Source organism: Filimonas zeae, from assembly GCF_014641615.1.
GTDB lineage: Bacteria > Bacteroidota > Bacteroidia > Chitinophagales > Chitinophagaceae > Filimonas > Filimonas zeae.
The window spans coordinates 1141321-1165740 of record NZ_BMIB01000001.1; the positions used below are offsets into that span (position 1 = coordinate 1141321).

Consider the following 24420-nt stretch of genomic DNA (forward strand, 5'->3'; position numbering starts at 1 on the left):
ATATTTCACATTTTATTTGCTTTTACTGCTTCCCGCTTCTATCTTCGACCCGACATATAATATTTCCCCTTACTACGAAATCCTTGAAAAAACCAATGAGAACAAAAGTAGTAGCAGTATTGCTTATTGTCTTATCCTTCCTTAATAAAGGCAAGGCTCAAACAGACACCGCGTTCTGGTTTGCTATGCCCCACGTAATTGGCGGCGTAGGCAGAGATACCCCTATTTTATTCCGGATTATGCCTGTAGATGTGGCAGCAACGGTACGAATTTATCTGCCTGCTGACCGATCTGTGCTGGATACCACTGTGCTGGTACCGGCTGGTGGCGTTAAATCTATTAACGTTACTAAGTTCAAAGAACTGCTGGAGAACATGCCACACGGGAGGGTGTTGAACAGAGGTATCAAAATTGAATCAGATCAGTTAGTTACTGCTTATTTTGATGAAGCCTCTAACCGGAACCCGGAGATTTATGCATTAAAAGGCGTGAATGCTCTGGGTACTGCTTTTTATGTACCTGGCCAGAAAACCTATAATAATAATACGGGTGATGGTACACGAAGGGCTTATAACTCGTTTGATATTGTTGCCACAGAAGATAATACGGTGGTTACCATTACACTTACCAATGATATTATTGCATCGGACGGTACTTCGGTATATAAAAGAGCAAGTGATGGACCATTTACCATAACACTTAATAAAGGACAGACTTTTTCGTGCCGCGCCACGGGACAGAATGCGAGCGCCCATCTTGGGGGCTCTACCGTTATGTCTGATAAGCAGGTGGCAGTTACCATGGTTGATGACTTTGTGGCTGTTGAGGGATGTAGTGACGCGAGTGGTGACCAGTTGGTTCCTGTAACTATATTTGGTACCGAGTATGCCAGTGTTGCCGGTTACTTTTCTCAGAATGACCGGGCCAGTATTATGGCAACGAAAGATTTTGCCAACACCCGGGTTGTTATTACAAGGGCTAACGGCACTACTCAGACTCTTAATTTAGGGCCTGGTGAAACCTACGAATTTGCCTACGCAAGCAATACCAACGCTGCTGTTTACATTAAATCGGACAATCCTATTGCTGTAATGCACATGACAGGTATCGGTTGTGAGTTGAGTTATGCGGTATTACCTCCATTGGGATCCTGTATCGGATCTAAAAAAGTAGGTATTGTTCGTCCGGGTAACTATGAAACCTTTCTGATATTGGTGGCACCCAAAGTAAATGCTGCTAATGCTATAGCCAGTGGTTTCCGTTTTAACAACAGTGCTACTGTTATCAAAAGCACAGACTTCCGCGATCTGCCGGGTAATTCTTTATGGCAATATGCACGTGTTCAGTTGAGTTTAACAGATTATCCCGCCGGAAGTGCGGCATTAATTACCAATACACAGAACATTAAGTTTCACGCCGGTATTATTTATGGTACCAGTGGGGTAGGTGGTAGTTATGGTTACTTCTCCAGCTATGCCATTGCGCCAACTGTATATCCGCCGAATGATACGGTGTTTTGTAACGGTGCAACTACAGGTGAGTTGAAATTTACCAGCACGGTTAACAACAGTTATTTTGAGTGGTCTAATAGCGATACCAGGATAGGGCTTGCAGCATCAGGTAGTGGAAACATTCCTTCATTTGTTGCGGTGAACAATACCAATGCTACTATCGTAGCAAGAATTTCCGTAGTACCAAGAGCGAATGATTGTGATGGTATTCCCCGTTCTTTCACCATCACCGTACACCCCAACCCTAAATTAGTGGTGTCAGCAACGCCTGCTCCGGTGTGTGAACCAGGATCTATAAATATTACGGCAGACAGTCTTACCAATAAACAAAGTACTCCAGGTATGACGCTACGTTATTATCTGGACAGGTATCTGCGTGACACTGTTTTAAATCCGAGGAGAGTTACTAAAACCGGTTGGTATTATCTGCAAGGCAGAAGTGCGGCAGGTTGCTTATCTAACGTTGATTCTGTTTATGTAACAATAAGCAAGAAGCCGGATTTTACAACTAACAATCCTGCTCCTGTTTGTCCGGGTGACTCTACCGACCTTACTGCTGCTGCTGTTATTACCGGAGGTGCAACTGGCTGGCAATATGAGTACTTTATAGATCCGTTAATAGGCAGCAAACCAGCTAATCCTAAAAGGGTGCCTAAAGGAACGTATTATATTATAGCCACGGCTCCGGGTGGATGTACTTCTGATCCCAAACCGGTAGAAGCTACAGAAAGAAACCGCGCTATTGCTGGTAATATTACTATAAACGACAGCACTGTTTGTAAGGGTGATTCTGTATTGTTGAGAGCCAGGACTACCATATCTGGTCCTACTTTTACCTGGTACAGAGATTCTGCCTTAACCATAAGAATTTCAACCGGGGCAACGCTGAATACCAAAGCCGTTAATGCGGACAGTACTTATTATATAACTGTAAGCAATACTGACTATTGTGCAAATACTGCCTTTAACGGTAAAAAAGTTACTGTTAAAATGAAGCGTTTTGCACTGGCTGCTGATGTTGTGGTACGGGATACTACTATCTGTGCAGATGGCAGAGTAAGGCTGACTGCTTCTTCTGCTACGGAAAAGCCGGGTAACAACACCATATATAAATGGTATTCTGACAAAGGGCTTACTACTATAGTTGCTACCAATAAAACATATACTACACCGGTGCTTACTGATAGCAAAACGTATTATATAACCGTACAGAACGATTCTGTTTGTGCCAACCAGGCTAATAACGGAGATTCTGCTATGGTGAAAGTAAAACCTTACGGTGCCAAAGAGGATATTACCATCAGCGATACTTTTGCCTGCGTAGGTTCTACAGTAAAACTGTCTGTAACAGCCAGTACCAGAGATACGATTAAATGGTATAGTGATGCAACCCTTACAAATCTGATTGATACCGGAAGAACTTATACTACACCTGCTATTACCGGAGATACCTGGTATTATCTTGCCATTGAAGGGCAGGATTACTGTAAAAATGCTTCGGGTGCCGGAACGGAAGTGCTGGTGAAGAAAACAGATTATGCAGACCCAACCAGTATATCGGTAAAAGATACATCTGTGTGTGAAGGAGGTATTGCCACATTGAGTGCAAGCACTTCATTAAGCGGAGGATTGTTAAAGTGGTACCTTAAAGGTAACCTGAACGATACGTTAAGAACTGGCACAACCTATACTACCGCTGCTGTTACAGGAACTAAAACCTATGTGGTAACTGTTGAAAATGCAGTTACCTGTGCTACACCGGCTGGCGTTGAAGTAAAAGTTACCAAATTGAACAACGCAGGAACAAGAGACGTTACGGTTGCTGGTGGAGCAGTATGTTATGGAGACAGTATATTGCTTACTGCCAATACAGCTGTAGCTAATACTGTTTCGTGGTATAAAGACAGTGCTTTGACTGTTAAGCTTAAAACTAACAAAGAGTATCTGGTTAAACCTGTTACAGGTGATAGCGTTTTTTATGTTACTGTTCAGAGTGCTAAATTGTGTGAGAACAAGCCGGTGAATGCCGTAAGGGTGGATGTAACCAAAAAGGCATACGGTATTGCAGGCTACATAACTGTTGCCGATGCAAGAGTTTGTAAAGGCACTACCACTTTACTTACCGCCAGCACAACTACCTCAGGAGATATTAAATGGTATAAGGATTCTACTTTGCTTGAGAGAGTAGCAACAGGAACCAGCTATCAAACTGACGCTATTTATGCGGATACTACAAAATACTATCTGACCGTATCTGGCGATACATTGTGTGAGAATAAATCAAACACTGGCGCTATTGTTACGGTTCTTAAAAATGAGTATGCTACAGATGCGGATATTCTTGCAGCTGATACCAGTGTATGTAAAGGAAACACAGTAGCACTTACGGTGAGACCAGCTACTACCATTGGTTCAGGCGGTACCTTTAAGTGGTACGCTGATAAAGAGCTGCAAACACCGGTGGCTACTGCTACTAATACCTATACAACAGGTGCTGTTAATGCAAATGATACAGTGTATGTAACTGTTGAAAAAACTGATTTATGTGCCAATAAGGCTTTTGCTGCCAAAGCAATTGCTATAACAGCAAAAGAATATGCTACTGCAGACTCTGTAACAGTAGCCGGAGTGGCTATTTGTACAGATACGAAAGCTACGCTTTCTGCTGTAAGCAAGGCAGATAGTATTAAATGGTATACCAATCCTGACCTTACCGGTCTGGTGCATGTAGGAAAGGAATATACTACTGATGTTATTACTGCAAATACCACGTATTATGTTACAGTAGTGAGCAAAGATTATTGCGAGAACAGAGCCGCAGATGCTGCACAGGTAACTGTAACTGCATTACCATATGCATTGGCTTCTGATATTACTGTTACCGATGCTACTGTATGCCAGGGAGCGCCTGCGGTACTTACAGCAACCAGTACCAAAGGAGATATTAAATGGTATAGTGATGCTAATCTGGCAGACAGCCTTACTACCGGAACAACGTTTAATTTCAGTGAAATTAATGCAGACACCACCTTGTATGTAACAGTAAGCAGCGCTACCTTATGTGCCAATAAAGGAACAGAAGTAAGAACTGCCAAGGTTACCATGAACAGGTATGCTATAGCTGGTGATTTACAGGTGTTTGATACTTCTGCCTGTTATGATGAAACTGTGCAGGTGAGAGCGCAAAGCACAAAGGGTACTGATATTAAATGGTATAGCGATGAGCAACTGAATAATTTAATAGCCACGGGCCCTACTTATACTACCGATGCAATACGTGCTGATACATTCTATTATGTTACAATAACTGCTGATAGCCTGTGCCAGAACAAAGCTGGTTATGCAGCCAGGGTAAATGTTAAAAACCGTGCCTATGCAGGACCAGATGATCTTGCTGTAAAAGATACAGCAGTGTGTGTGGGTGGCATAGCTTCATTGCTGGCTACCACCAACACCGGGGGTGCTATCACCTGGTATGCGGATTCCACTTTACTTATTAAGTTGGTGGAACATGCAGCAGGAGTCTCAGGGCCTTATACAACTCAGGCCATTGAAGGGGACAGTACTTATTATGTAACCGTTTCCGGTGCAGACTTTTGTGCCAACAGAGTTGGTTCTGCAGCGGTTGTAAAGGTGAAAAAGAAAGAATATGCTGTTGCTGGAAGTATTACTGCACCTCCGTACAGTGTGTGTGTGGGCTCTGCTGCGGATTTAAAAGCAGAACCTTCTGCTTCTTCAGGCCCGGGAGTGATTGTATGGTATAAAGATGCAACCCTTACAGACACACTTGCCATAGGAGATCAGTACAAAACAGCACCTATTTATGCAGATGCTACCTACTATGTAGCCATAAGCAGTAATCAGTTATGTGCTAACAAGCCTAATGAAGGACTGGAAGTTTCAGTTGTTAAAAAAGAATATGCTAACCCGATAGATATTGCTGCTGCAGATGCAGCTGTTTGTGAGGGAAGTATTGCCAATCTGAGTGCCAGCAGCACAGTTGTTGGTGATCTGAGTTGGTATAGCGACCGTTTCTTACGTCATAAAATAGGTTCAGGTACCAGTTACACCAGCTTCCCTATCACTGCGGATACCACTTTCTATGTTACTGTTTCAAGCACAACTTTATGTGCCAACGAAATAGATAGCGCTGCGGTGGTAAAAGTGGATATGAAGCGTTATGCATTACCTGAAGATTTAGTGGTTTCAGATACAGCAGTTTGCCATGGTGCCGTGGCTATACTCCACGCCCGGAGTGCGGCGGATACTATCAGATGGTATAGTGATGCAGCGCTGACTACTAAGGTTGGTGAAGGCTCCACTTATAACACGGCAGGTATACAGGCAGACAGTGCCTATTATGTAACGGTTTCTTCTGCTGCTTTGTGTGAAAATAAAGCTAATGATGCGGTTGCTTCTCTGGTAAAACACCACAGATATGCTACCCGTGCAGACCTTGCTTCTGCGGATGCAACTGCCTGTCGTGGCACGGTTGTAAATCTGGGAGCCAGCAGCAGTGTAGGTACTATCCGTTGGTATAAGGCTAGTGACCTGTCAGGTACTGCTATTACCGGTGATTCTATTACTATCAATTCTCTTCAGCAGAACGAGGAATATTATCTGACTGTTTCTAACGATACAGTATGTGCCAACCAGGCTACAGAAGCCCTGGTGGTAAAGGTGAAAATGAACGAGTACGCAACAGCTGCAGACGTTACTTCACCAGATACTTCTGCCTGTAAAGGTTCTACAGTGTTGCTGACTGCTACTGCCAGTGGCTCTGTTATAAACTGGTACAACGATTATGAGTTGAAGCAGCATGCAGGTACAGGGCCTACCCTGGTGTCTGCAACTATAGATACCAATAAGGTATACTATGTTACCACTTCCAGTACAGATTTATGTGCTAACAAAACCGGTTCTGCCAAAGCGGTAACAATATTGAAGAAGGAATACGCTACTGCATTAGATATTGAGGCTGAGGATGGAATAGCTTGTATTGGCACCACCACTATGCTGCATGCAATCAGTAATGGTGATACCATAAGATGGTATCGTAACCCGCAACTGACAGATCTGGCAGGTGAGGGACCTGATTTTACTACCGATGCTATTACCGGCCACAGGTTCTATTATATTACCACCAAAGGCAGCACTTTATGTGCCAACCGTGCAGACAGCGGAGCAGTAGTAAAAGTGGTGAAGCGTGAGTATGCTACTGCTGCCAATATTACTGTTACTGATACATCTGCCTGCCGCGGTACAACCGTAAGGTTAAATGCATCATCTGAAGAGGGTGCCTCTATCGTGTGGTACAGCAATGCAGCACTGACTGATTCTATTGGTTGGGGTAAGCAATACTTTACCGGCGCTATAGAAAGCGACATGACTTACTACCTGTCAGTTTCCACAGATTCACTGTGTGCCAATAAATCTAATGCAGGGGCAGATGTTGTTGTGAAGGTGAATGAGTATGCGCTGGCAACAGAAATATCTCTCAGAGATACGGCTACCTGTCGTGGATCTTCTGTAGAACTGAGGGCTTTATCTGCTGCAGGCAATACCATTAAATGGTATGCTGACAGCTCACTTACTTCCAGTATTGCAACCGGGCCTAAGTATGTGACTGGTAATATTGAAAGAAATACAACGTTTTACGTTACTGCATCTAACGATACACTTTGCGAAAACAAAGCAAGTACCGGAGCGTTGGTTACGGTGCGTAAGAAAGAATATGCGGCTGCAAATGATATTGATGTAGCAGGCGTATCGGTTTGTAAAGGAACTACTGCGTTTTTAACTGCTACTGCCAGCGCAGAGAATATAAAATGGTATAGCGATGCCAGCCTTAATACACAGGTGCAGTTTGGTGCAACTTACCGTACACCAGTCATTAATGAGAATACTACTTATTATCTGACTACTTACGGTACAGAGCTTTGTGCAAATGACTCAGCTAATACCGCATCTGTTCTGGTTAAGAAGATGGAGTATGCAGTTGCAGCCAATATATATGCAGAAGGAGTAGCTGTATGCGAGGGTTCAGAGGCTTTACTGTCTGCTAATACTGATGGCAATGTTATTCAATGGTACAGCGATAGAGCGCTTACGCATCTTGTAAGTATAGGAGATATGTATAAAACTGCTGGCATTGGCGCAGACAGTACCTATTACCTTACTACTACCAGCGATACCCTTTGTGCAAACAAAGAAGGCGAGGCAGCAGAGGTGATGGTGAGAATGAAGAAATACGCTGTATCAGCAGACCTGAATGCACCAGCTGTTTCTGTTTGTGATGGTAATATAACAGTGCTTACGGCTACCGCCAGAACAGCCAGCACTACCGATACCATACGTTGGTACAGCGATGCGGCTCTGACTCAGTTGATTGCAACAGGAAGAACGTATACTACCGATACCATCCGTGCTAACAGAGACTATTACGTTTCAGTAGCCAGCAATACACTGTGCGCCAACCAGGCCAATGCAGGTGCGGTGGTAAGGGTTACTAAGAATGATTATGCAACTGATGCTGACATTAGTGTGGTTGATACCACGATATGCCGTGGAGGTACCATAGCACTTTCAGCAAACAGTAATATTACCGGCGGTTCGCTTGAATGGTTTGTGGATGAGAAAATGGAACAGCGCGTTGCTATAGGTGAAAACTATACCAGCGAAATACTGACAGAAAATACTACTTACTATATTAAAGTAAGTAATATGGATAAGTGTGCTAACAAGCCTTACGAAGGGAAACCACTGCATGTAAACATGCGCGATAAGCCAGTGGTTACTCTGCAGCCGAGAGGTATTGGAGGCATATGTGAAACGCGCGGAACCGCTTATGCTGTGGAAGCAAAAGGCGACTATCTGACTTATCAGTGGCAGATAGATAAAGCAGACGGATCATGGTGGACTGATATTCCGGGTGAAACCAGCTCTCAGTTAAGTATACCTAAGATGACGCTTGACATGGATGGCTACCGCTACAGATGTATTATCAGAAATCTTTGTGGCGAGGATATTTCCGGTATTGTTATCAATTCTGTAAGAGCCGCTCCGACTGTAACCGGTAATCCGGAAGACAAGCTGGTGTGTGAGAAGCAGGATGCAGTGTTTGCAGTAGCTGCTGACGGATATGGTACTTTAAGGTATCTGTGGCAGGTTGATAAGAAAGACGGAAAAGGATTTGTGAATATAGCTGGCATAGCTTCTGAGAATACCTATACAGCTGCTGCTGTAACAGAAACTATGAATGGCTATTTATTCAGATGTATTGTAACAGGTGGTTGTGCACCTTCTGATACTTCCACTATGGCAGCCTTAACGGTGCCTGTGGCTAAGATAGGCGCCCTTAACAATCAGATACTGTGTAACAATGCTCAGACACAGGCGGTGAACTTAACCAGTTCGTTAACCGGAACAACCTTTACCTGGGTTAATACCAACGCCAAAGTTGGTTTGGCTGAGAAAGGAGATGGTGAGGTGATTGCAGCCTTTACTGCGGTTAACAAGGGCACTGCGGCTGATTCTGCACTGATTACCGTAACACCTGTGGCACAGGGGTGTACTGGTCCGGAAAAAGCATTCACCATCCGGGTGAATCCGACACCGTTAATTTCCAGTGATGCTCCGGCTGATCTGTGTAGCGACCAGCCATTCAGATATGCCGTGAAGAGCGAAACTGATAAAACAGCGTTTACATGGACCCGCGCTGCGGTAACCGGCATAAGCAATGCAGCTGCCAATGGTACTGGTAATATTGCTGAAACCCTGGTGAACAATAGCACAGAACCTGTAGCTGTTACCTACAGTTACTCACTTACTGCAGACGGATGTATTAACGTACAGCCAGTGAAAGTGACTGTGAAGCCTACGCCGGTAGCCACCATAACCGGTAAAGACGTTTGCGCTGAAGAAACGTTAACGTTAGCAGGCAGTGCAGACCTGAAAGATGTAAGCTACGAATGGACTGATGTAGCAGGCAAACAAAGCACTGATAAGAACATTGTAATAACCAATGCGGCAGCCAATGCAGGTGGTATTTACCAGCTGACAGTAGCTAAGGCAGGTTGTAGTTCTGTACCTGCGCGTTATACACAGAGAGTGAAACCGCTGCCTGTTGCCACTATTACCAGCCCGGCTGGTATATGTGAAGGCCAGGAGATAGTAATAAGTGGTTCTTCAGATATAGGAGCGGATAGTTATATATGGAGCGGCCCGTCCGGCTTCGTAAACGATCAGCCTTCTTTCACACTGAAAAATGCCAGAGACCTGTATCAGGGTACTTATAACCTGGTAGTGGTAAAAGACGGTTGTAAGTCTCACGCAGCAGGTTCTGTGGTTCAGGTGCATAAATATCCTGTGGTAACAGTAGAAACAAGCGGCCTTGCTTGTGAAAACTCAACCGCATGGATGAAAGCATACTCTAACCTGCCTTTATCAACCTTTGTATGGCAGGGTATGGGAGCCACTTCTCTGGACCAGCAGATGACTATTAAGCCGGTAACAGGAGATATTCTTAAATACTACGTTACTGTAAGCAGAAACGGATGTGCAGTGAGGGATAGTGTTGAGTTTGTAGTGAAGAAGAGCCCTGCGGTAACCATGCCGTCGATAGCCGATGTTTGTCAGAGCGTACCAGCGTTTAACCTGGTAGCTTCAGAAACTACCGGAATTGCAGGTAAGGGGGTATTCAGCGGTGCGGGTGTAAATGAGGCCGGATTGTTTAATCCAACCATTGCGGCAGGTACTTATGTAATTAACTATACCTATACCAGTGAAGAGGGTTGTAAGGATGCCAAATCCGTTTCCTTTAAGGTATATCCGATTCCGGGTGTGGAAGCAGGTGCTGATAAAACGGTATATGAAGGAAATAGTGTACGCCTGGATGGTTATATCTCCGGTACCTATACCAAATATGCATGGAGTACACCTGCAGGACTGGCACTGCCAACGATGAATTCTCTGACGCCGACGATTACGCCAACAGAAAACACTACTTATCTGCTGGCTGCAGAAAACAGCTATGGATGTCGTGCGGTGGATTCAGTAAACGTAAGTGTGCTGAAATTCAGGGTACCGAACAGCTTCTCGCCAAATGGTGATGGATTTAATGATAACTGGAATATTCCGGGCCTGAGCAAGTATCCGAACAGCCGTGTGGAAATATATAACAGATGGGGTACCAGACTGTTCCTGAGCAAAGGATACACCAAGGCGTGGGACGGCCGTTACAACGGTTCTTATGTACCGGCGGCCACCTATTACTACCTCATTTATCTGAATGATGGAACGGGTAAGGAAAAACCAATAGCTGGTTGGGTTGAAGTGATGAGATAATGATTATTTTCAGGCCACAAAGGCAAACTGATTATGAACATTGTTTACCGGTTAACGGGATTGTTTTTAGTAGTTCTTTTTTTACACATAGATGTGCGGGCGCAGGTATTCGGCGGCAATCCGGCTTCGGTAAAATGGAAGCAGATTAATACCGATACAGTTCGTGTAGTGTTTCCGGAGGGGCTGGATAGTGTTGCCCAACGGGTAGCTGCGCTTACGCACTATATGCAGCGGACCAATGCTGCTACTATTGGCGGGGAAAAACGCAAGGTGAGTATCGTTTTACAAAACGGTACCACCTATTCAAACGGTTATGTAGGGCTGAGCCCGTACCGTAGCGAGTTTTACCTGATGCCGCCGCAGAGTCCGCTTGAGCTGGGCGCTCAGAGCTGGGTAGATAACCTGGCGATTCATGAATTCAGACATATTGAACAATACAGTAATTTCAGACATGGGCTTTCCAGGCTCATGTCTTTTTTATTTGGACAGGACGGTCAGGCGCTGGCCAATGCCGGTGCGGTGCCGGATTGGTTTTTTGAGGGCGACGCCGTTTATAACGAAACCCTGCTGAGTCATCAGGGCAGGGGCAGGCTCCCGTTCTTTTTTAATGGCTACAAATCGCTATTCTACGAAAACCGGCAGTTCAATTACATGAAACTGCGCAACGGTTCGCTCAAAGACTATGTTCCCGATCATTACCGGCTGGGATACCTGCTGGTGGCCTATGGCCGGGAAAAATATGGCGATTCTATCTGGCGCGCCATTACCCAGGATGCAGTGCGGTTTAAGCCGCTGTTTTATCCTTTGCAGGGTGCTTTAAAAAGGCACACCGGTATTGCTTATCGCCAGTTTGTGGCAGATGCCTTTCAGTATTACCAATCTCAATGGAAACAGCAACCTGCCAACGCTATTGATTGGGTAACACAACCGGAAGACCGTAACGTAGTTAATTACCAGTATCCTTACCGGGCGGCTGATGGCAGCATGATAGCATTGAAGAACTCCTATACCCATATTCCTGCCTGGTATAAACTATTACCCAATGGCAGGGAGCAGCGGATTGGAGTGCGGGACATTGCTTACGATTCTTATTTCTCCTACAATAATGAACGGATAGCTTACACAGGGCTACGGCCAGATTTGCGCTGGGGCAATAAAGAGTACAGTGATATTAATGTACTGGATGTGCAAACCGGTAAACGTAAACGCATAACCCGCAAAGGCCGCTATTTTGCACCGGACATTTCGCACAACGGCAAGCTGGTTGTAGCCACTACCTATAGCGAAAAGCAACGCTCCGCAGTGGTGGTGATGGATAATGAAGGAAAGGTAATACGTTCTCTGCCGGAAGAGGGTGGAGGGCATGTATACTCTTTTCCTAAGTTTTCGCAGGATGACCAGTTAATTTACTGGGTTAAGCGGGATGAACTGGGGCGTATGGCTATACAGCGGCAACCTGTTGCAGGCGGGGAAATTGCCACGGTTTTACCTTTTGCCAACCGCGTGTTAAGCTACCCGGTGGTGCAGGGCGATACCTTATTTTATACGTGTAGCAACAGTGGCAATGACGAAATATGGGCTTATGTAGGTGCCGTTGATAAACATTACCGGCTGGCGGGGCACCAGACAGGGTTGTATCAGGCTGCTGGTGCAGCCGATGGAAAACTGGTAAGTAGTGTATTTACTGCCCGCGGTTTTCAGCTGGGAAAGGTAGCGGCTAAATGGGAGCCGGTAGGTAATAGTGATTCGCTGCAGCCATTGTATGTGTCTAAAACCGGCAATGCGTTTCTGAATAATACCCTTCAGCGCCAACTGCCTGAAAATTATACGGTTACCCCATATCATAAAGCATTCAGATTAAGCAATTTCCATAGCTGGCAACCGGATTACGATGATCCGGATTTTACGTTCTCTATTTATGGCGAGAACGTGCTGAATACTTACCAGAGCCGGCTTTACTATCAGTACAACCGCAATGAGGCTTTTCATAAAGCAGGATATACCGGTGTGTACGGCGGTTGGTATGTGCAACCTTTTATAGGCATCAGCCGTACCTGGGATAGAAATACGCCTTATAACCGGGATACTTCTTTTTACTGGAATGAAAATAATCTGAGAGCAGGCCTTCAGTTACCACTGAACTTAAGTGGTGGAAGAAGGTACCGGTACCTGACTGTTTCTTCCTCCTTTAATGTGCTTGACCGTAAATGGACAGGTATAGGAGAGAAGATGCTGGTAGCCTGGCCTTCTGTAAATTATCTGGAATCACGTATACAGTACTCTTCACAGGTACAAACGGCAGCCCGCCAGATTTACCCGCGCTGGGCACACTCATTGGTGGTGCAGTTCCGGAATGTGCTAAACCCCAGCTTGCAGGGGCAGCAGTTTCTGGTAAGTGGCAACCTGTATTTGCCCGGTCTCGCACCTTCCCATAGCCTTGTATTGAATGCGGCCTATCAGGGAAGAGATACCCTGGTAAGTAACTATTCCAAAGGAATTGTTTTTGAAAGTAACTTTCCATTCTCCCGTGGCTATCAGGGAGTTAGCTACCCCCGTATGTGGAAGCTGGGGGCGAACTATCATTTGCCTTTATGGTTGCCCGATTGGGGGCTGGCACAACTGGTTTACTTCCGCAGGGTACGGGCAAATGTGTTTTACGATCTTACCGGTGGAAGAAGCCTGCGTTTAAAAACCACCACCCGTTTTGCTACTGTAGGGGCAGAGATATTTTTTGATACCCGGTGGTGGAACCAGGAAAATGTAACCTTTGGTTTCCGTTATAACCGTTTATTAAACAATGCATTCACAGGGGCTAAAAATGCGAACGTATGGCAAATTATCTGGCCGGTTAATCTGTTTAACAGGTGATAAGGCTTATATTTGCCGCCGTTAATGGGGATTTTTCGCCTGAAAACGAAAAATATACCTGATTATTTCTTTATTTCATTGCAAAATTCTATCTTTGCGCTCCCAAAAATCATATGTCTAAACAATCATTGATCAAACAAGATGGTGTAATTATAGAGGCTCTGAGTAACGCAATGTTCAGGGTAAAACTCGAAAACGGCCACGAAATACTGGCGACCATCTCCGGCAAAATGCGGATGCACTATATCAGAATTTTACCGGGCGATAAAGTAGGGGTGGAAATGAGTCCGTATGATTTGTCAAGGGGTAGAATTATATTCAGGTATAAATAATAGATCATGAAAGTTAGAGCATCTGTTAAAAAACGTAGCGCCGACTGCAAAATCGTACGCAGAAAGGGCAAATTGTACATCATTAACAAGAAGAACCCGCGTTATAAGCAACGCCAGGGATAATTCTTCATTTTTTACGTACATCATAAATAGTATATAAACATGGCTCGTATTGCCGGTATTGACTTACCAAAGAATAAAAGAGGCGAAATAGGGTTGACCTATATTTTCGGTATTGGCCGTTCGACTGCCCAGTACATCTTAACCAAATCAGGCATTGACTGGAACAAGAAAGTGCATGAGTGGAATGACGATGAGCAGGCTGCAATCCGTAACGTAATCAATAACGAATTTAAGGTAGAAGGTGCTCTGCGTAGCGAGGTGCAAATGAGCATCAAGCGTCTGCTGGATATTGCCTGCTACCGTGGTCTCCGTCACCGTAAAGGTTTACCTCTTCGTGGTCAGCGTACACGTACCAATAGCCGTACAAGAAAAGGTAAGCGTAAAACAGTTGCCGGTAAGAAGAAGGCACCTAAGAAGTAGTAACTAAAGCCACCGGATGATCCTTCGGGATAGCAGGGGCCAACAACATTTCAGAAGATTACCTCAAAAAAGAATTATGGCTAAAGCTCAGAACAGCGCGAAAGCAGCTGCGAAAAAAAGAGTAGTAAAAGTAGACGCATATGGCGACGCTCATATCTCCGCTACTTTCAACAATGTGATCATTGCACTGACCAACAAAACCGGTCAGGTTATCAGCTGGTCTTCAGCAGGTAAAATGGGTTTCAGAGGTTCTAAAAAGAACACTCCGTATGCTGCCCAGACTGCTGCCCAGGATGCTGCTAAAGTAGCACTGGAAGCTGGTTTAAGAAGAGTAGATGTATATGTGAAAGGACCAGGATCTGGTCGTGAAGGTGCTATCCGCGCTTTATCACAATCAGGTATTGAAGTTGCAATGATCAAGGACGTAACTCCTTTACCACACAACGGATGTCGCCCTCCCAAGAAGAGAAGGGTTTAATATATTCTTATTGTATGTGCTATGCAGGATTACTTATTCTGCATAGCACACTTTTATATTTATAATTCAGGGTGTTTCATTTATTTTAGATTTTTACAGATGAAATGCCGACACTAAAAAATCACAAAACAGAACAAGCATGGCACGTTACAACGGACCAAAGACTAAGATCAGCCGTATTTTTGGAGAGCCTATCCTGGGCAATGGCAAATGGTTAACTAAAAACAGTAACCCTCCCGGTCAGCACGGTGCTGCCCGTAAGCGCAAGAGCCTGGGTGAATACGCTTTACAGTTAAGAGAAAAGCAAAAAGCTAAATATACTTATGGTGTACTGGAGCGTCAGTTCCGTAACACTTTTGAAGAAGCTGCCCGTTTAAAGGGTGTTACAGGTGAAAACCTGATTAAACTGCTGGAAGCACGTTTAGATAACACTGTATTCCGTATGGGTATTGCCCCTTCACGTCCTGCTGCCCGCCAGCTGGTAAGCCACAAACACATCACTGTAAATGGTGAAGTGGTAAACATTCCTTCTTTCCAATTAAAGCCAGGTGATCACATCGGCATGAAAGAAAAGAGCGAAGCCAACACTTCATTAACTAGCCAGATCCGCGGTAAAAACCCTAAATTCAGTTGGCTGGATTGGAATGATACCGAAAAAACAGGTACATTCATCACTTACCCAGACAGGGAGAGTGTTCCAGAGAACATCAAAGAACAACTGATCGTCGAATTGTATTCTAAGTAATCGTGAATCCTGATTCACCTATTCGCAAAAAATTAAAACCCGGAGTATAAAATGGCCATTTTAAACTTCCAGAAGCCAGATAAAATTGTTCTGCAGAAAGCGAACGATTTTGAAGGTCAATTTGAATTCCGTCCTCTTGAGCCTGGTTATGGCTTAACGATTGGTAACGCTTTGCGCAGGGTGCTGCTGAGCAGTCTTGAAGGATACGCTATTGTAGGTATCAAAATTGATGGTGTAGACCATGAATTTGCTACTATCAAAGGTGTAACTGAAGACGTAACAGAAATCATTCTGAACCTGAAACAGGTTCGTTTCAAGAAGACTGTTGACCACGATATTGCACAGGAGAAAGTAACCCTGTCTATCAAAGGCAAAACAGAATTCACTGCAGCGAACATTGGTGAAGGCAGCCAGAACTTCCAGGTGATGAACCCGGAACTGGTTATCTGTACTATGGACAGCACTGCGAAAGTGGATATCGAACTGACTTTAGCAAAAGGACGTGGTTACGTTCCTGCTGAGGAAAACAAAGTTAAAGACGCTCCATTCGGATATATTCCTATCGATTCTATTCACACTCCTATGAAGAATGTGAAGTATGCAATCGAGAACTATCGTGTAGAACAAAGAACTGACTATGAGAAGCTGGTTCTGGACGTATCTACCGATGGTACTATTCATCCTGAAGAAGCAGTGAAGCAAGCTTCACGCATCCTGATTCAACACCTGATGATCATCACTGATGAGAACATCACTTTCGACAACAAAGAAGACAAGAAAGAAGATGTGGTGGACGAGCAGGTACTTCAGCTGAGAAAAGTACTGAAGACTCCTCTGGAAGATCTGGATCTGAGTGTTCGTGCTTTCAACTGTTTGAAAGCTGCTAAAATCAACTCTTTAAGCGAGCTGGTTCAGTACGAGCAGGAAGACCTGATGAAGTTCAGAAACTTCGGTCAGAAATCTCTGAGCGAAATTGAGCAGGTACTTACTGAAAGAGGTTTACACTTCGGTATGGATCTGAGCAAACTGGGTTTAGACAACCTGGACTAATAACTACTGAAACGTTTAACGTTTTATAACAGGATCTGTAATTCCTGGCACGGTACAGATCACAAACAAAATAGCCATGCGTCACGGAGACAAAATCAACAACCTCGGTCGTAAGAAAGCACACCGGGAAGCGTTACTGGCCAACCTGGCCAGCCAGCTGATTACGCACAAGCGTATTGTTACTACTTTAGCAAAAGCTAAAGCGCTGAGAACTTATGTAGAGCCTCTGATTACTAAGACTAAGAAGAACGCTACTGCAGCAGAAATCAGCCATAATCACCGTATCGTGTTCAGCTACCTGCAGGATAAATCTGCTGTAAAAGAACTGTTTACAGTAGTAGCTCCTAAAGTAGCAGGCCGTCCTGGTGGTTACACACGTATTATCAAATTAGGTATTCGTGTGGGTGACAACGCAGAAACTGCAATGATTGAACTGGTTGACTTCAACGAAGTGTACGGTAAAACCGTTGTTAAAGCGGCTGAACCTGCTAAGAAAACACGTCGTTCAAGCGGTGGTGGCAAGAAAAAAGCTGCTGCTGACGAAGCAACTGAAACAACCGTTGCTGAAGAAACAACAGGTACTGAAGAAAAAGACGCAGAATAATAATGAAGCTCTTTTAACATTGAAAAAGGCAAAATCGTTTAATCGGTTTTGCCTTTTTTGCAAACTGCCCGTTTTAACGGGACCAACAGTTTTAGCGAGGTTTTACGAATATTAAATGTTTTCTTTGCAAAAAATTACTGGTATAAAAATGACGCAGACACAAAAGGTAGCTGTTTTATTATTAGAAGATGGTCACGTATTTTATGGAAAAGCTTTCGGTGCAGTAGGCACTACCGCCGGAGAAATCTGTTTTAATACCGGGATGACTGGTTATCAGGAAGTTTTTACTGACCCGAGCTATTCAGGCCAGGTACTGATTATGAACAATGTACACACTGGTAACTACGGTGTTAACATAAAAGATGTAGAGAGTGATAGTGTGAAGATAAGAGGCCTGATTGGCCGTAACCTGGAAGAGCGTTACAGTCGCTACCAGGCTACCGACTCACTGGATGCCTACTTAAAAAAGAACAATATTGTAGCCATTGAAGATGTGGATACCCGTGCACTGGTGGCACATATCCGTACCAAAGGCGCTATGAACTGTATCATTTCTTCTGAGGTTACTGAGGTGGAAAAGCTGAAGGCTTTACTGGCCGAAACACCTGATATGGACGGTCTGGAACTGGCCAGCGAGGTAAGCACCAAAGAGGAATATGAACTGGGCGATGTAAACTCTCCGCTGAAAGTAGCTGTACTGGATTTTGGTGTAAAACGCCACATTCTGCAGTGTCTGGTTGATCGCGGTGCACACGTACGTGTACACCCTGCCAAAACACCGGTAAGCCGTTTAAAAGAGTTTAACCCTAATGGTTACTTTATTTCTAACGGACCTGGCGATCCTGCGGCAATGCCTTATGCGGTAGAAACTGTAAAAGCAATACTGGCAGAGGAGAAACCATTGTTTGGTATTTGTCTGGGGCATCAACTGCTGGCGCTGGCAAACGGTATTCCTACTTTTAAAATGCACCACGGCCACAGAGGTCTGAACCATCCGGTAAAGAATCTGGTAACCGGTAAATCTGAAATTACTACCCAGAACCATGGTTTTGGTGTAGATCCGGAAGCGGTGCGTAAGCATCCTGGTGTAGAGGTAACACACGTAAATCTGAACGATGAATCTATCGAAGGCATCCGTGTGAAAGGTAAACCAGCCTTCAGTGTGCAATACCACCCTGAAAGCACGCCGGGACCTTTCGACAGCCGTTACCTGTTTGATGACTTCGTAGCAATGATGAAATAAAAAAGTCCGGTACTAATTGTACTGGACTGTGGGAAGCCGGAACACCTGGCCATCGTAAACCACTAATTCTTCTATATGATAGCTCCAGTACCTGTATAAAGGTGACTTTGACAGGTACTGGTCAGCTTCACTTTTAGAGCTGGCATTCATGGTTACCCAAACGGTTTGGGATTCCATACTCACCGCGTAGCTTTCCACAATTTTCTTGTTAATAAGATAGTTAATGTAGGTACGATGAGCAGGAATCAGCTTCATAAACTCATCGTCCATAGTGAATCGGATTACAGCCTGAAATTTTTGCATAACTCTTTCTCCTTTTTCCTTTCTTTATAGCAAAGCGTTCGTCAATGCACGCTAATCTTCGCCTTCTTCATAATCATAAGTACCTTCAGAACTGTTGTACACTTCCTGCCATTCTCTCACCACATTGTCACTCAACAATTCTATAATGTCGAAAATAGGGTCCGACTTTTTCTTCCATTCCATAATTTCTGAATCGCCGTACCGGTGCACATACATACAATAGTCGGACACTACGGATATGTGTACCATGGTTACAGAAGCATTTTCCTCTTCCTGAATCAGATAATAACATCCTGGCTCTAACAAAGCATAAGAAAACATAATTCTATCTCCATTTTGTTTAAAATCAAAAACACACTAATTGCCTGGTCAGAACTTAACGGTTAGTTAGAGAACTAAATAATGGGATAGTAAATATAGAGTTAGTAGTAACGGGTAATCAAAAGTAAGGGAAAAAACGGAAGCAGTGCCGTTCTTTCCTGTTATAGAACAGCCAAATTGCCAGGATTATTCGCAATTGGTTAATTCCTAATTATTTATATAGATTCGGGTAAATTATATCTTCCAGTCCACTATTTCATTCGCCCATTCCTGGCGGAAAGGGGTGGTAATGCGTATATAATTGTCGGTATATCCCTCCATCATGCCCTCTTTTTCATGCCCCTCAAACAGCACTTTACGGGTTTCGCCGCCATGTTGGGCGGTGAAGTACTGCATTTTCATGTAAGAGAGGTTACGGAGACTTTTATTGCGCTCATGACGCAGGTGAGGGGATACCACCGGCTGAATATCCAGCGCATGCGTATTGGCCCTTTCTGAGTAAGTAAATACGTGCAGATACGATACCTCCAGCGAGTGCAGGAAGTCAAAAGTTTCTTTGAACGACTCCTCATCCTCACCAGGAAAGCCTACAATTACGTCCACGCCAATTGCGCAATGCGGCATCAGCGTTTTAATAAGGGCTACACGCTCTGCATACAACTCCCTTTTATAACGGCGGCGCATCAGGCCCAGAATTTTGTTGCTGCCGCTTTGCAGGGGAATATGGAAATGGGGCATAAATTTGCGGCTGTTGGCCACAAACTCAATGATTTCGTTGGTAAGCAGGTTGGGTTCGATAGAAGAGATGCGATAGCGCTCAATACCTTCTACTTTGTCCAGCTCCTGTATCAGATGAAAGAAACTTTCCTCGTGCTTTTTATTGCCATCGGGGCCTTTGCCAAAGTCGCCCAGGTTTACGCCGGTTAATACAATCTCTTTTACACCGCTGGCTGCCAGTTCGTGTGCGTTGCGCAGTACGTTTTCAATACTATCACTACGGCTTTTACCACGCGCCATAGGAATGGTGCAGAAACTGCAGGTATAGTCGCAGCCATCCTGCACTTTCAGAAAGGTGCGGGTTCTGTCGTTGAGGGAGTAGGAGGCGTTAAAACCGCTTACCTCTTCAATATCACAGCTGCTTATTTTAGCAGAGTTGCCTTTGGTAAGTTCGCGCAGGTGGCTGCCAATGTTGAACTTTTCCGCGGCACCCAGCACCAGGTCTACCCCTGGTATCTCCGAAATCTCTTTGGGTTTCAGCTGTGCGTAGCAGCCGGTAATTACCACCATGCTTTCCGGGGCACGGCGTTGTATGCGGCGTACCAGCTGGCGGCATTCCTTATCAGCGTTGTCGGTTACCGAGCACGTGTTAATCACGTACACGTCTGCCGTATCGTCAAACTCCTTTTTATCAAAACCATCCTTTTCCAGCATGCGGGAAAGGGTGGAGGTTTCGGAGAAATTGAGTTTACAACCTAATGTGTGAAATGCTACTGAACGCCTCTTTTCCATAGCCGGCAAAGATACGTTGAATGGCTGAATGGGAGAAGCCTCTTGCATAGCGGTAATGTTGCATGGCTAAGCCCCTGAAATAAACCCGTTTAGGGTATATATTGTGGTTTTGTCAAAATTTTATTCCCGGTTTTCAAATATGGATAGTTTACATTAGGTTTGCCAGTCTTTAAAAAAACCAAAACCGGTATGAATTTTAAAAGGGTTAATAATGTGACAGGCTGGGTGGTTTGTGCTATAGCCTGTATTGTTTATCTTTTGACAGCGGAAGCCGCAGGTAGCTTATGGGACTGCGGTGAGTTTGTAAGCAGCTGTTTTAAAGTACAGATTCCGCACCCTCCAGGGGCGCCACTGTTCGTATTATTAGGTAGAATTTTCATTATTTTATTCGGTAACGACCCCATGCATGCTGCCAAAGGCGTAAACATTATGAGCGCACTGGCCAGCGGTTTTACTATTTTATTCCTGTTTTGGACCATTACCCACTTTGCCCGTAAGATTGTACTGGGTAAAGGTGGTGAAGGCAAAGGACTTACTTCCGGCCAGCTGATTGGTATTATGGGTGCTGGTATTGTAGGTGCACTTGCTTATACTTTCTCTGATTCATTCTGGTACAGTGCTGTGGAAGGTGAGGTATACGCCCTGTCTTCTTTCTTTACTGCTATTGTATTCTGGGCTATCCTGAAATGGGAGTCGCAGGCAGATGAGCCTGGTGCCGACCGCTGGATTGTATTTATCTGTTTCCTGATCGGTTTGTCTATCGGTGTGCACTTACTGAGTATCCTGAACATTCCGGCCATTGTAATGGTGTACTATTTCCGTAAAAGAACTGCCTTCAATTACGCTTCGCTGCGCAAATACTTTATCTGGACGGTAATTATCGGTGGCGCTGCTGCCTTTATTCTGGCCCTGTGGAGTGGCAGAGGCGATGCTGACCGCAACATACCTGGCGACAGCACTATTGCCGGCCTGGTTATTTTTGGTGCGGGTGCCGCTATTTTAGTGCTGTATCTGATTGAGCGTTTCAATAAAACGCAGAAAGAATACTACGGCGGAGCTTATTTATTCTTTGCTATCGGCTGTGCCATTACCGGTGTGGTGCAGGTAGCAGTAATTCAATATTCTGTAAAGGCGGCTGGTTACTTTGATATCTTCTTTGTAAACTCTATGGGCCTGCCTTTCTCCTCTGGTTTTATCTTCTTCTTTGTATTGGTGGCAGTGGTGTTTTTTATGGGGCTGCGTTATGCTACCAAAAAAGCATGGCCTTTCCTGCGCCTGGCTATCTGGTGTACGGTTTTCATTCTGATTGGTTATAGTACTTATGTAACTACTATGATCAGAAGTAGTGCAGACCCTGCCGTGGATATGTATAACGTAGATAACCCAATGAGCCTGGTAGGTTACCTGGGCCGTGAGCAGTATGGCGATTTCCCGCTACTGTATGGCCAGAAGTTTACTGCACAGCCGGTGAGCTATGCAGAAGGCGCTACCAAATACCAAAAGGTGGATGACAAATATGTAGCTATTGGTAAAGACCTGAAATATGTATACCTGCCTGAGGACAAAATGGTATTCCCCCGTATGTGGGATGCCAGCAACGACCAGGGGCATGCGGATTACTACGCTTACTTCATGGGCATTAACAAAACCAAAGATGGTTATGAGCGTGCTCCTGACTTTGGCGATAACGTGCGTTATTTTGTAGGTTATCAGAATTACTTCATGTACCTGCGTTACTTCCTGTGGAACTTCAGCGGTAAGCAGAATGATGTACAGGGTGTATTTTCCGGTAACAAACGCGATGGTAACTGGATTACCGGTATCAACTTTATTGACAATATCATTTACGGCGATCAGAGCCTGATGCCTGACAGCCTGAAAAATAACAAGGCGCATAACCGCCTGTTCGCGCTGCCTTTAATACTGGGTATTATCGGTTTATTGTTCCATTTCAGAAGAAGAGGGGATGATGCCCTGGTGAACGCACTGTTGTTCTTCTTTACCGGTTTTGCTATTGTACTGTATCTGAACCAGCCTGGTTACCAGCCACGTGAGCGTGATTACGCTTATGTGGGCTCGTTCTATGCTTTTGCAGTGTGGATTGGCCTGGGTGTGTTGAAGGTGCAGGATTGGTTCCAGAAAAAGATGAGCCAGACGGTGGCTGCCAGCCTTGCTACTGTACTCTGCTTTGTAGCGGTTCCGGTGGTAATGGGGCAGCAGGAGTGGGACGACCATGACAGAAGCAAGAAAGTACTGGCTCCTGATCTGGCAAAAGATTATCTGGAAAGCTGTGCACCTAACGCTATCCTCTTTACCTACGGTGATAACGATACGTATCCTTTATGGTATGCACAGGAAGTAGAAGGTATTCGCCCGGATATCCGTGTAATTAACACCAGCCTGTTAGGTATTGACTGGTATATTAACCAGCTGCGCAACAAGGTTAACCAGAGTGAAGCGATTGACGTAATCTTCAGCGCCAGCCAGATTGAAGGCCGCAAGCGTGATTACGTAATGTTCCAGCCAAGACCTAATATTCCTGAGAACAAGTATTACGACCTGTACGACATGATGAAGAATTATGTTGGCAGCGACGATCCAAACAAGATGCTTGACCGTGGTAATGGCGATCTGTACAATACTTTCCCGGTTCATAAGGTATCAGTACCTGTTGATCTGAACCTGGTAAGAACTAATGGTACCGTAAATGCGGATGACAGCGTACAGAACGAGTTACGTTTCGATATTCCGAAGAACGGTCTGATGAAGAACGATCTGGCTATGCTGAACATTATTGCCGCCAATAAATGGAAGCGTCCAATCTACTTCACCAACAACCAGTCTACCGGTATAGGTATTGAGTCTTTCCTGCGTAAAGATGGTCTTACTTACCGTTTTGTACCTGTACAGAACAGCTACGTAAACACCGAGTGGATGAAAGACAAGCTGATGAACAAATTCCGCTTTGGTAACGCAAACGTACCGGGTGTATACTTTGATGAGGAAAACCGCCGTCACCTGAATACCATCCGTCGTTCTTATGCAGAACTGGCGCTGGATCTGAGTTATAAAAACCGCAAAGAAGAAGCCCGTGCTGTACTGGCTAAGGTAGATTCTATGATGTTACAGGAAAACATGCCTTACGGCCTGGCTTCCAGAGGCAACGATCATAATAGTCAGTCTATGATGTTCCTGCAGGCCGCTTACCGTGCAGATGACGCCCAGTTAGCTGCTAAAGTGCTGAAATCTGTTAAAACAGATCTGCAACAGCAACTGCGCTACTACAACGGTTTAACCGGCATGAACGCTGAGAACATGGAATACGACAAAGGCCGTGTACAGGAAATGCTGCAGCAGCTGGATCAGCTGGAAACAGTGTTTGGTAAAAAAGCCAATCCGCTGGAAGGAGGAAAGCAGGTGCTTGATTCCGGAGCAGGTGCTGCTACTAAATAGTTGAAATAACACTTTAGCTTCTATAATAAAGCAGACAGATTTTAAATGGTTCCGGTTGCGTTATGCGGCCGGGACCATTTGTTTTTAAGCCAACCGACATCATTCTCTTTATCGC

General features: G+C 44.7%; 14 protein-coding genes. 11 read left to right on the plus strand and 3 right to left on the minus strand.

Features of this window, described 5'->3' with window-relative positions; translation table 11 throughout:
* The first annotated feature begins 95 nt into the window (after positions 1-95).
* The 10 genes from IEY13_RS04670 (at position 96) to carA (ending at position 18719) form a co-directional block, all read left to right on the plus strand.
* Entirely contained in the window at positions 96-10856 is a 10761-nt protein-coding gene (locus IEY13_RS04670; protein WP_188950781.1) for an Ig-like domain-containing protein, read from the plus strand.
* Between the two features lie 33 nt (positions 10857-10889).
* Positions 10890-13724 (plus strand): TolB family protein, encoded by a 2835-nt coding sequence (locus tag IEY13_RS04675; protein ID WP_188950782.1) that lies wholly within the window; start codon positions 10890-10892, stop codon positions 13722-13724.
* A gap of 113 nt (positions 13725-13837) precedes the next feature.
* On the plus strand, positions 13838-14056 hold the full coding sequence (gene infA / locus IEY13_RS04680; protein ID WP_129002399.1) for a translation initiation factor IF-1: 219 nt from the start codon (positions 13838-13840) through the stop codon (positions 14054-14056).
* A gap of 6 nt (positions 14057-14062) precedes the next feature.
* The gene (ykgO, locus tag IEY13_RS04685; protein ID WP_076380126.1) at positions 14063-14179 is read left to right on the plus strand and encodes a type B 50S ribosomal protein L36; all 117 of its coding nucleotides are present in this window, start codon (positions 14063-14065) and stop codon (positions 14177-14179) included.
* Positions 14180-14218: 39 nt separating this feature from the next.
* On the plus strand, positions 14219-14599 hold the full coding sequence (gene rpsM / locus IEY13_RS04690; protein WP_188950783.1) for a 30S ribosomal protein S13: 381 nt from the start codon (positions 14219-14221) through the stop codon (positions 14597-14599).
* A 76-nt stretch (positions 14600-14675) separates the two neighbouring features.
* A complete protein-coding gene (gene rpsK / locus IEY13_RS04695; RefSeq protein WP_146839977.1) occupies positions 14676-15077 on the plus strand; it encodes a 30S ribosomal protein S11 in 402 nt (133 codons plus the stop codon).
* Between the two features lie 139 nt (positions 15078-15216).
* Positions 15217-15822: a 30S ribosomal protein S4 gene (gene rpsD, locus IEY13_RS04700; protein ID WP_188950784.1), complete on the plus strand. Its 606-nt coding sequence runs from the start codon at positions 15217-15219 to the stop codon at positions 15820-15822.
* 51 nt (positions 15823-15873) lie between these two features.
* On the plus strand, positions 15874-16872 hold the full coding sequence (locus IEY13_RS04705; RefSeq protein WP_188950785.1) for a DNA-directed RNA polymerase subunit alpha: 999 nt from the start codon (positions 15874-15876) through the stop codon (positions 16870-16872).
* Positions 16873-16948: 76 nt separating this feature from the next.
* Positions 16949-17476, plus strand: a complete 528-nt coding sequence (rplQ, locus tag IEY13_RS04710) for a 50S ribosomal protein L17 (protein ID WP_188950786.1) — start codon at positions 16949-16951, stop codon at positions 17474-17476.
* A 148-nt stretch (positions 17477-17624) separates the two neighbouring features.
* Entirely contained in the window at positions 17625-18719 is a 1095-nt protein-coding gene (carA, locus tag IEY13_RS04715; RefSeq protein WP_188950787.1) for a glutamine-hydrolyzing carbamoyl-phosphate synthase small subunit, read from the plus strand.
* 12 nt (positions 18720-18731) lie between these two features.
* Here carA and IEY13_RS04720 read toward each other — a convergent pair whose 3' ends face one another.
* The 3 genes from IEY13_RS04720 to mtaB all read right to left on the minus strand — a co-directional run bounded on the left by IEY13_RS04720 (position 18732) and on the right by mtaB (position 20900).
* Positions 18732-19022 (minus strand): hypothetical protein, encoded by a 291-nt coding sequence (locus IEY13_RS04720; protein WP_188950788.1) that lies wholly within the window; start codon positions 19020-19022, stop codon positions 18732-18734.
* Positions 19023-19073: 51 nt separating this feature from the next.
* On the minus strand, positions 19074-19343 hold the full coding sequence (locus IEY13_RS04725) for a hypothetical protein (protein ID WP_188950789.1): 270 nt from the start codon (positions 19341-19343) through the stop codon (positions 19074-19076).
* 234 nt (positions 19344-19577) lie between these two features.
* Positions 19578-20900: a tRNA (N(6)-L-threonylcarbamoyladenosine(37)-C(2))-methylthiotransferase MtaB gene (mtaB, locus tag IEY13_RS04730; protein WP_229687730.1), complete on the minus strand. Its 1323-nt coding sequence runs from the start codon at positions 20898-20900 to the stop codon at positions 19578-19580.
* 141 nt (positions 20901-21041) lie between these two features.
* On the opposite strand from mtaB, the gene IEY13_RS04735 reads away from it, so the two are divergent.
* Positions 21042-24305, plus strand: coding sequence for a glycosyltransferase family 117 protein (locus IEY13_RS04735; protein WP_188950790.1), 3264 nt, complete (start codon positions 21042-21044; stop codon positions 24303-24305).
* Positions 24306-24420: the final 115 nt, after the last annotated feature.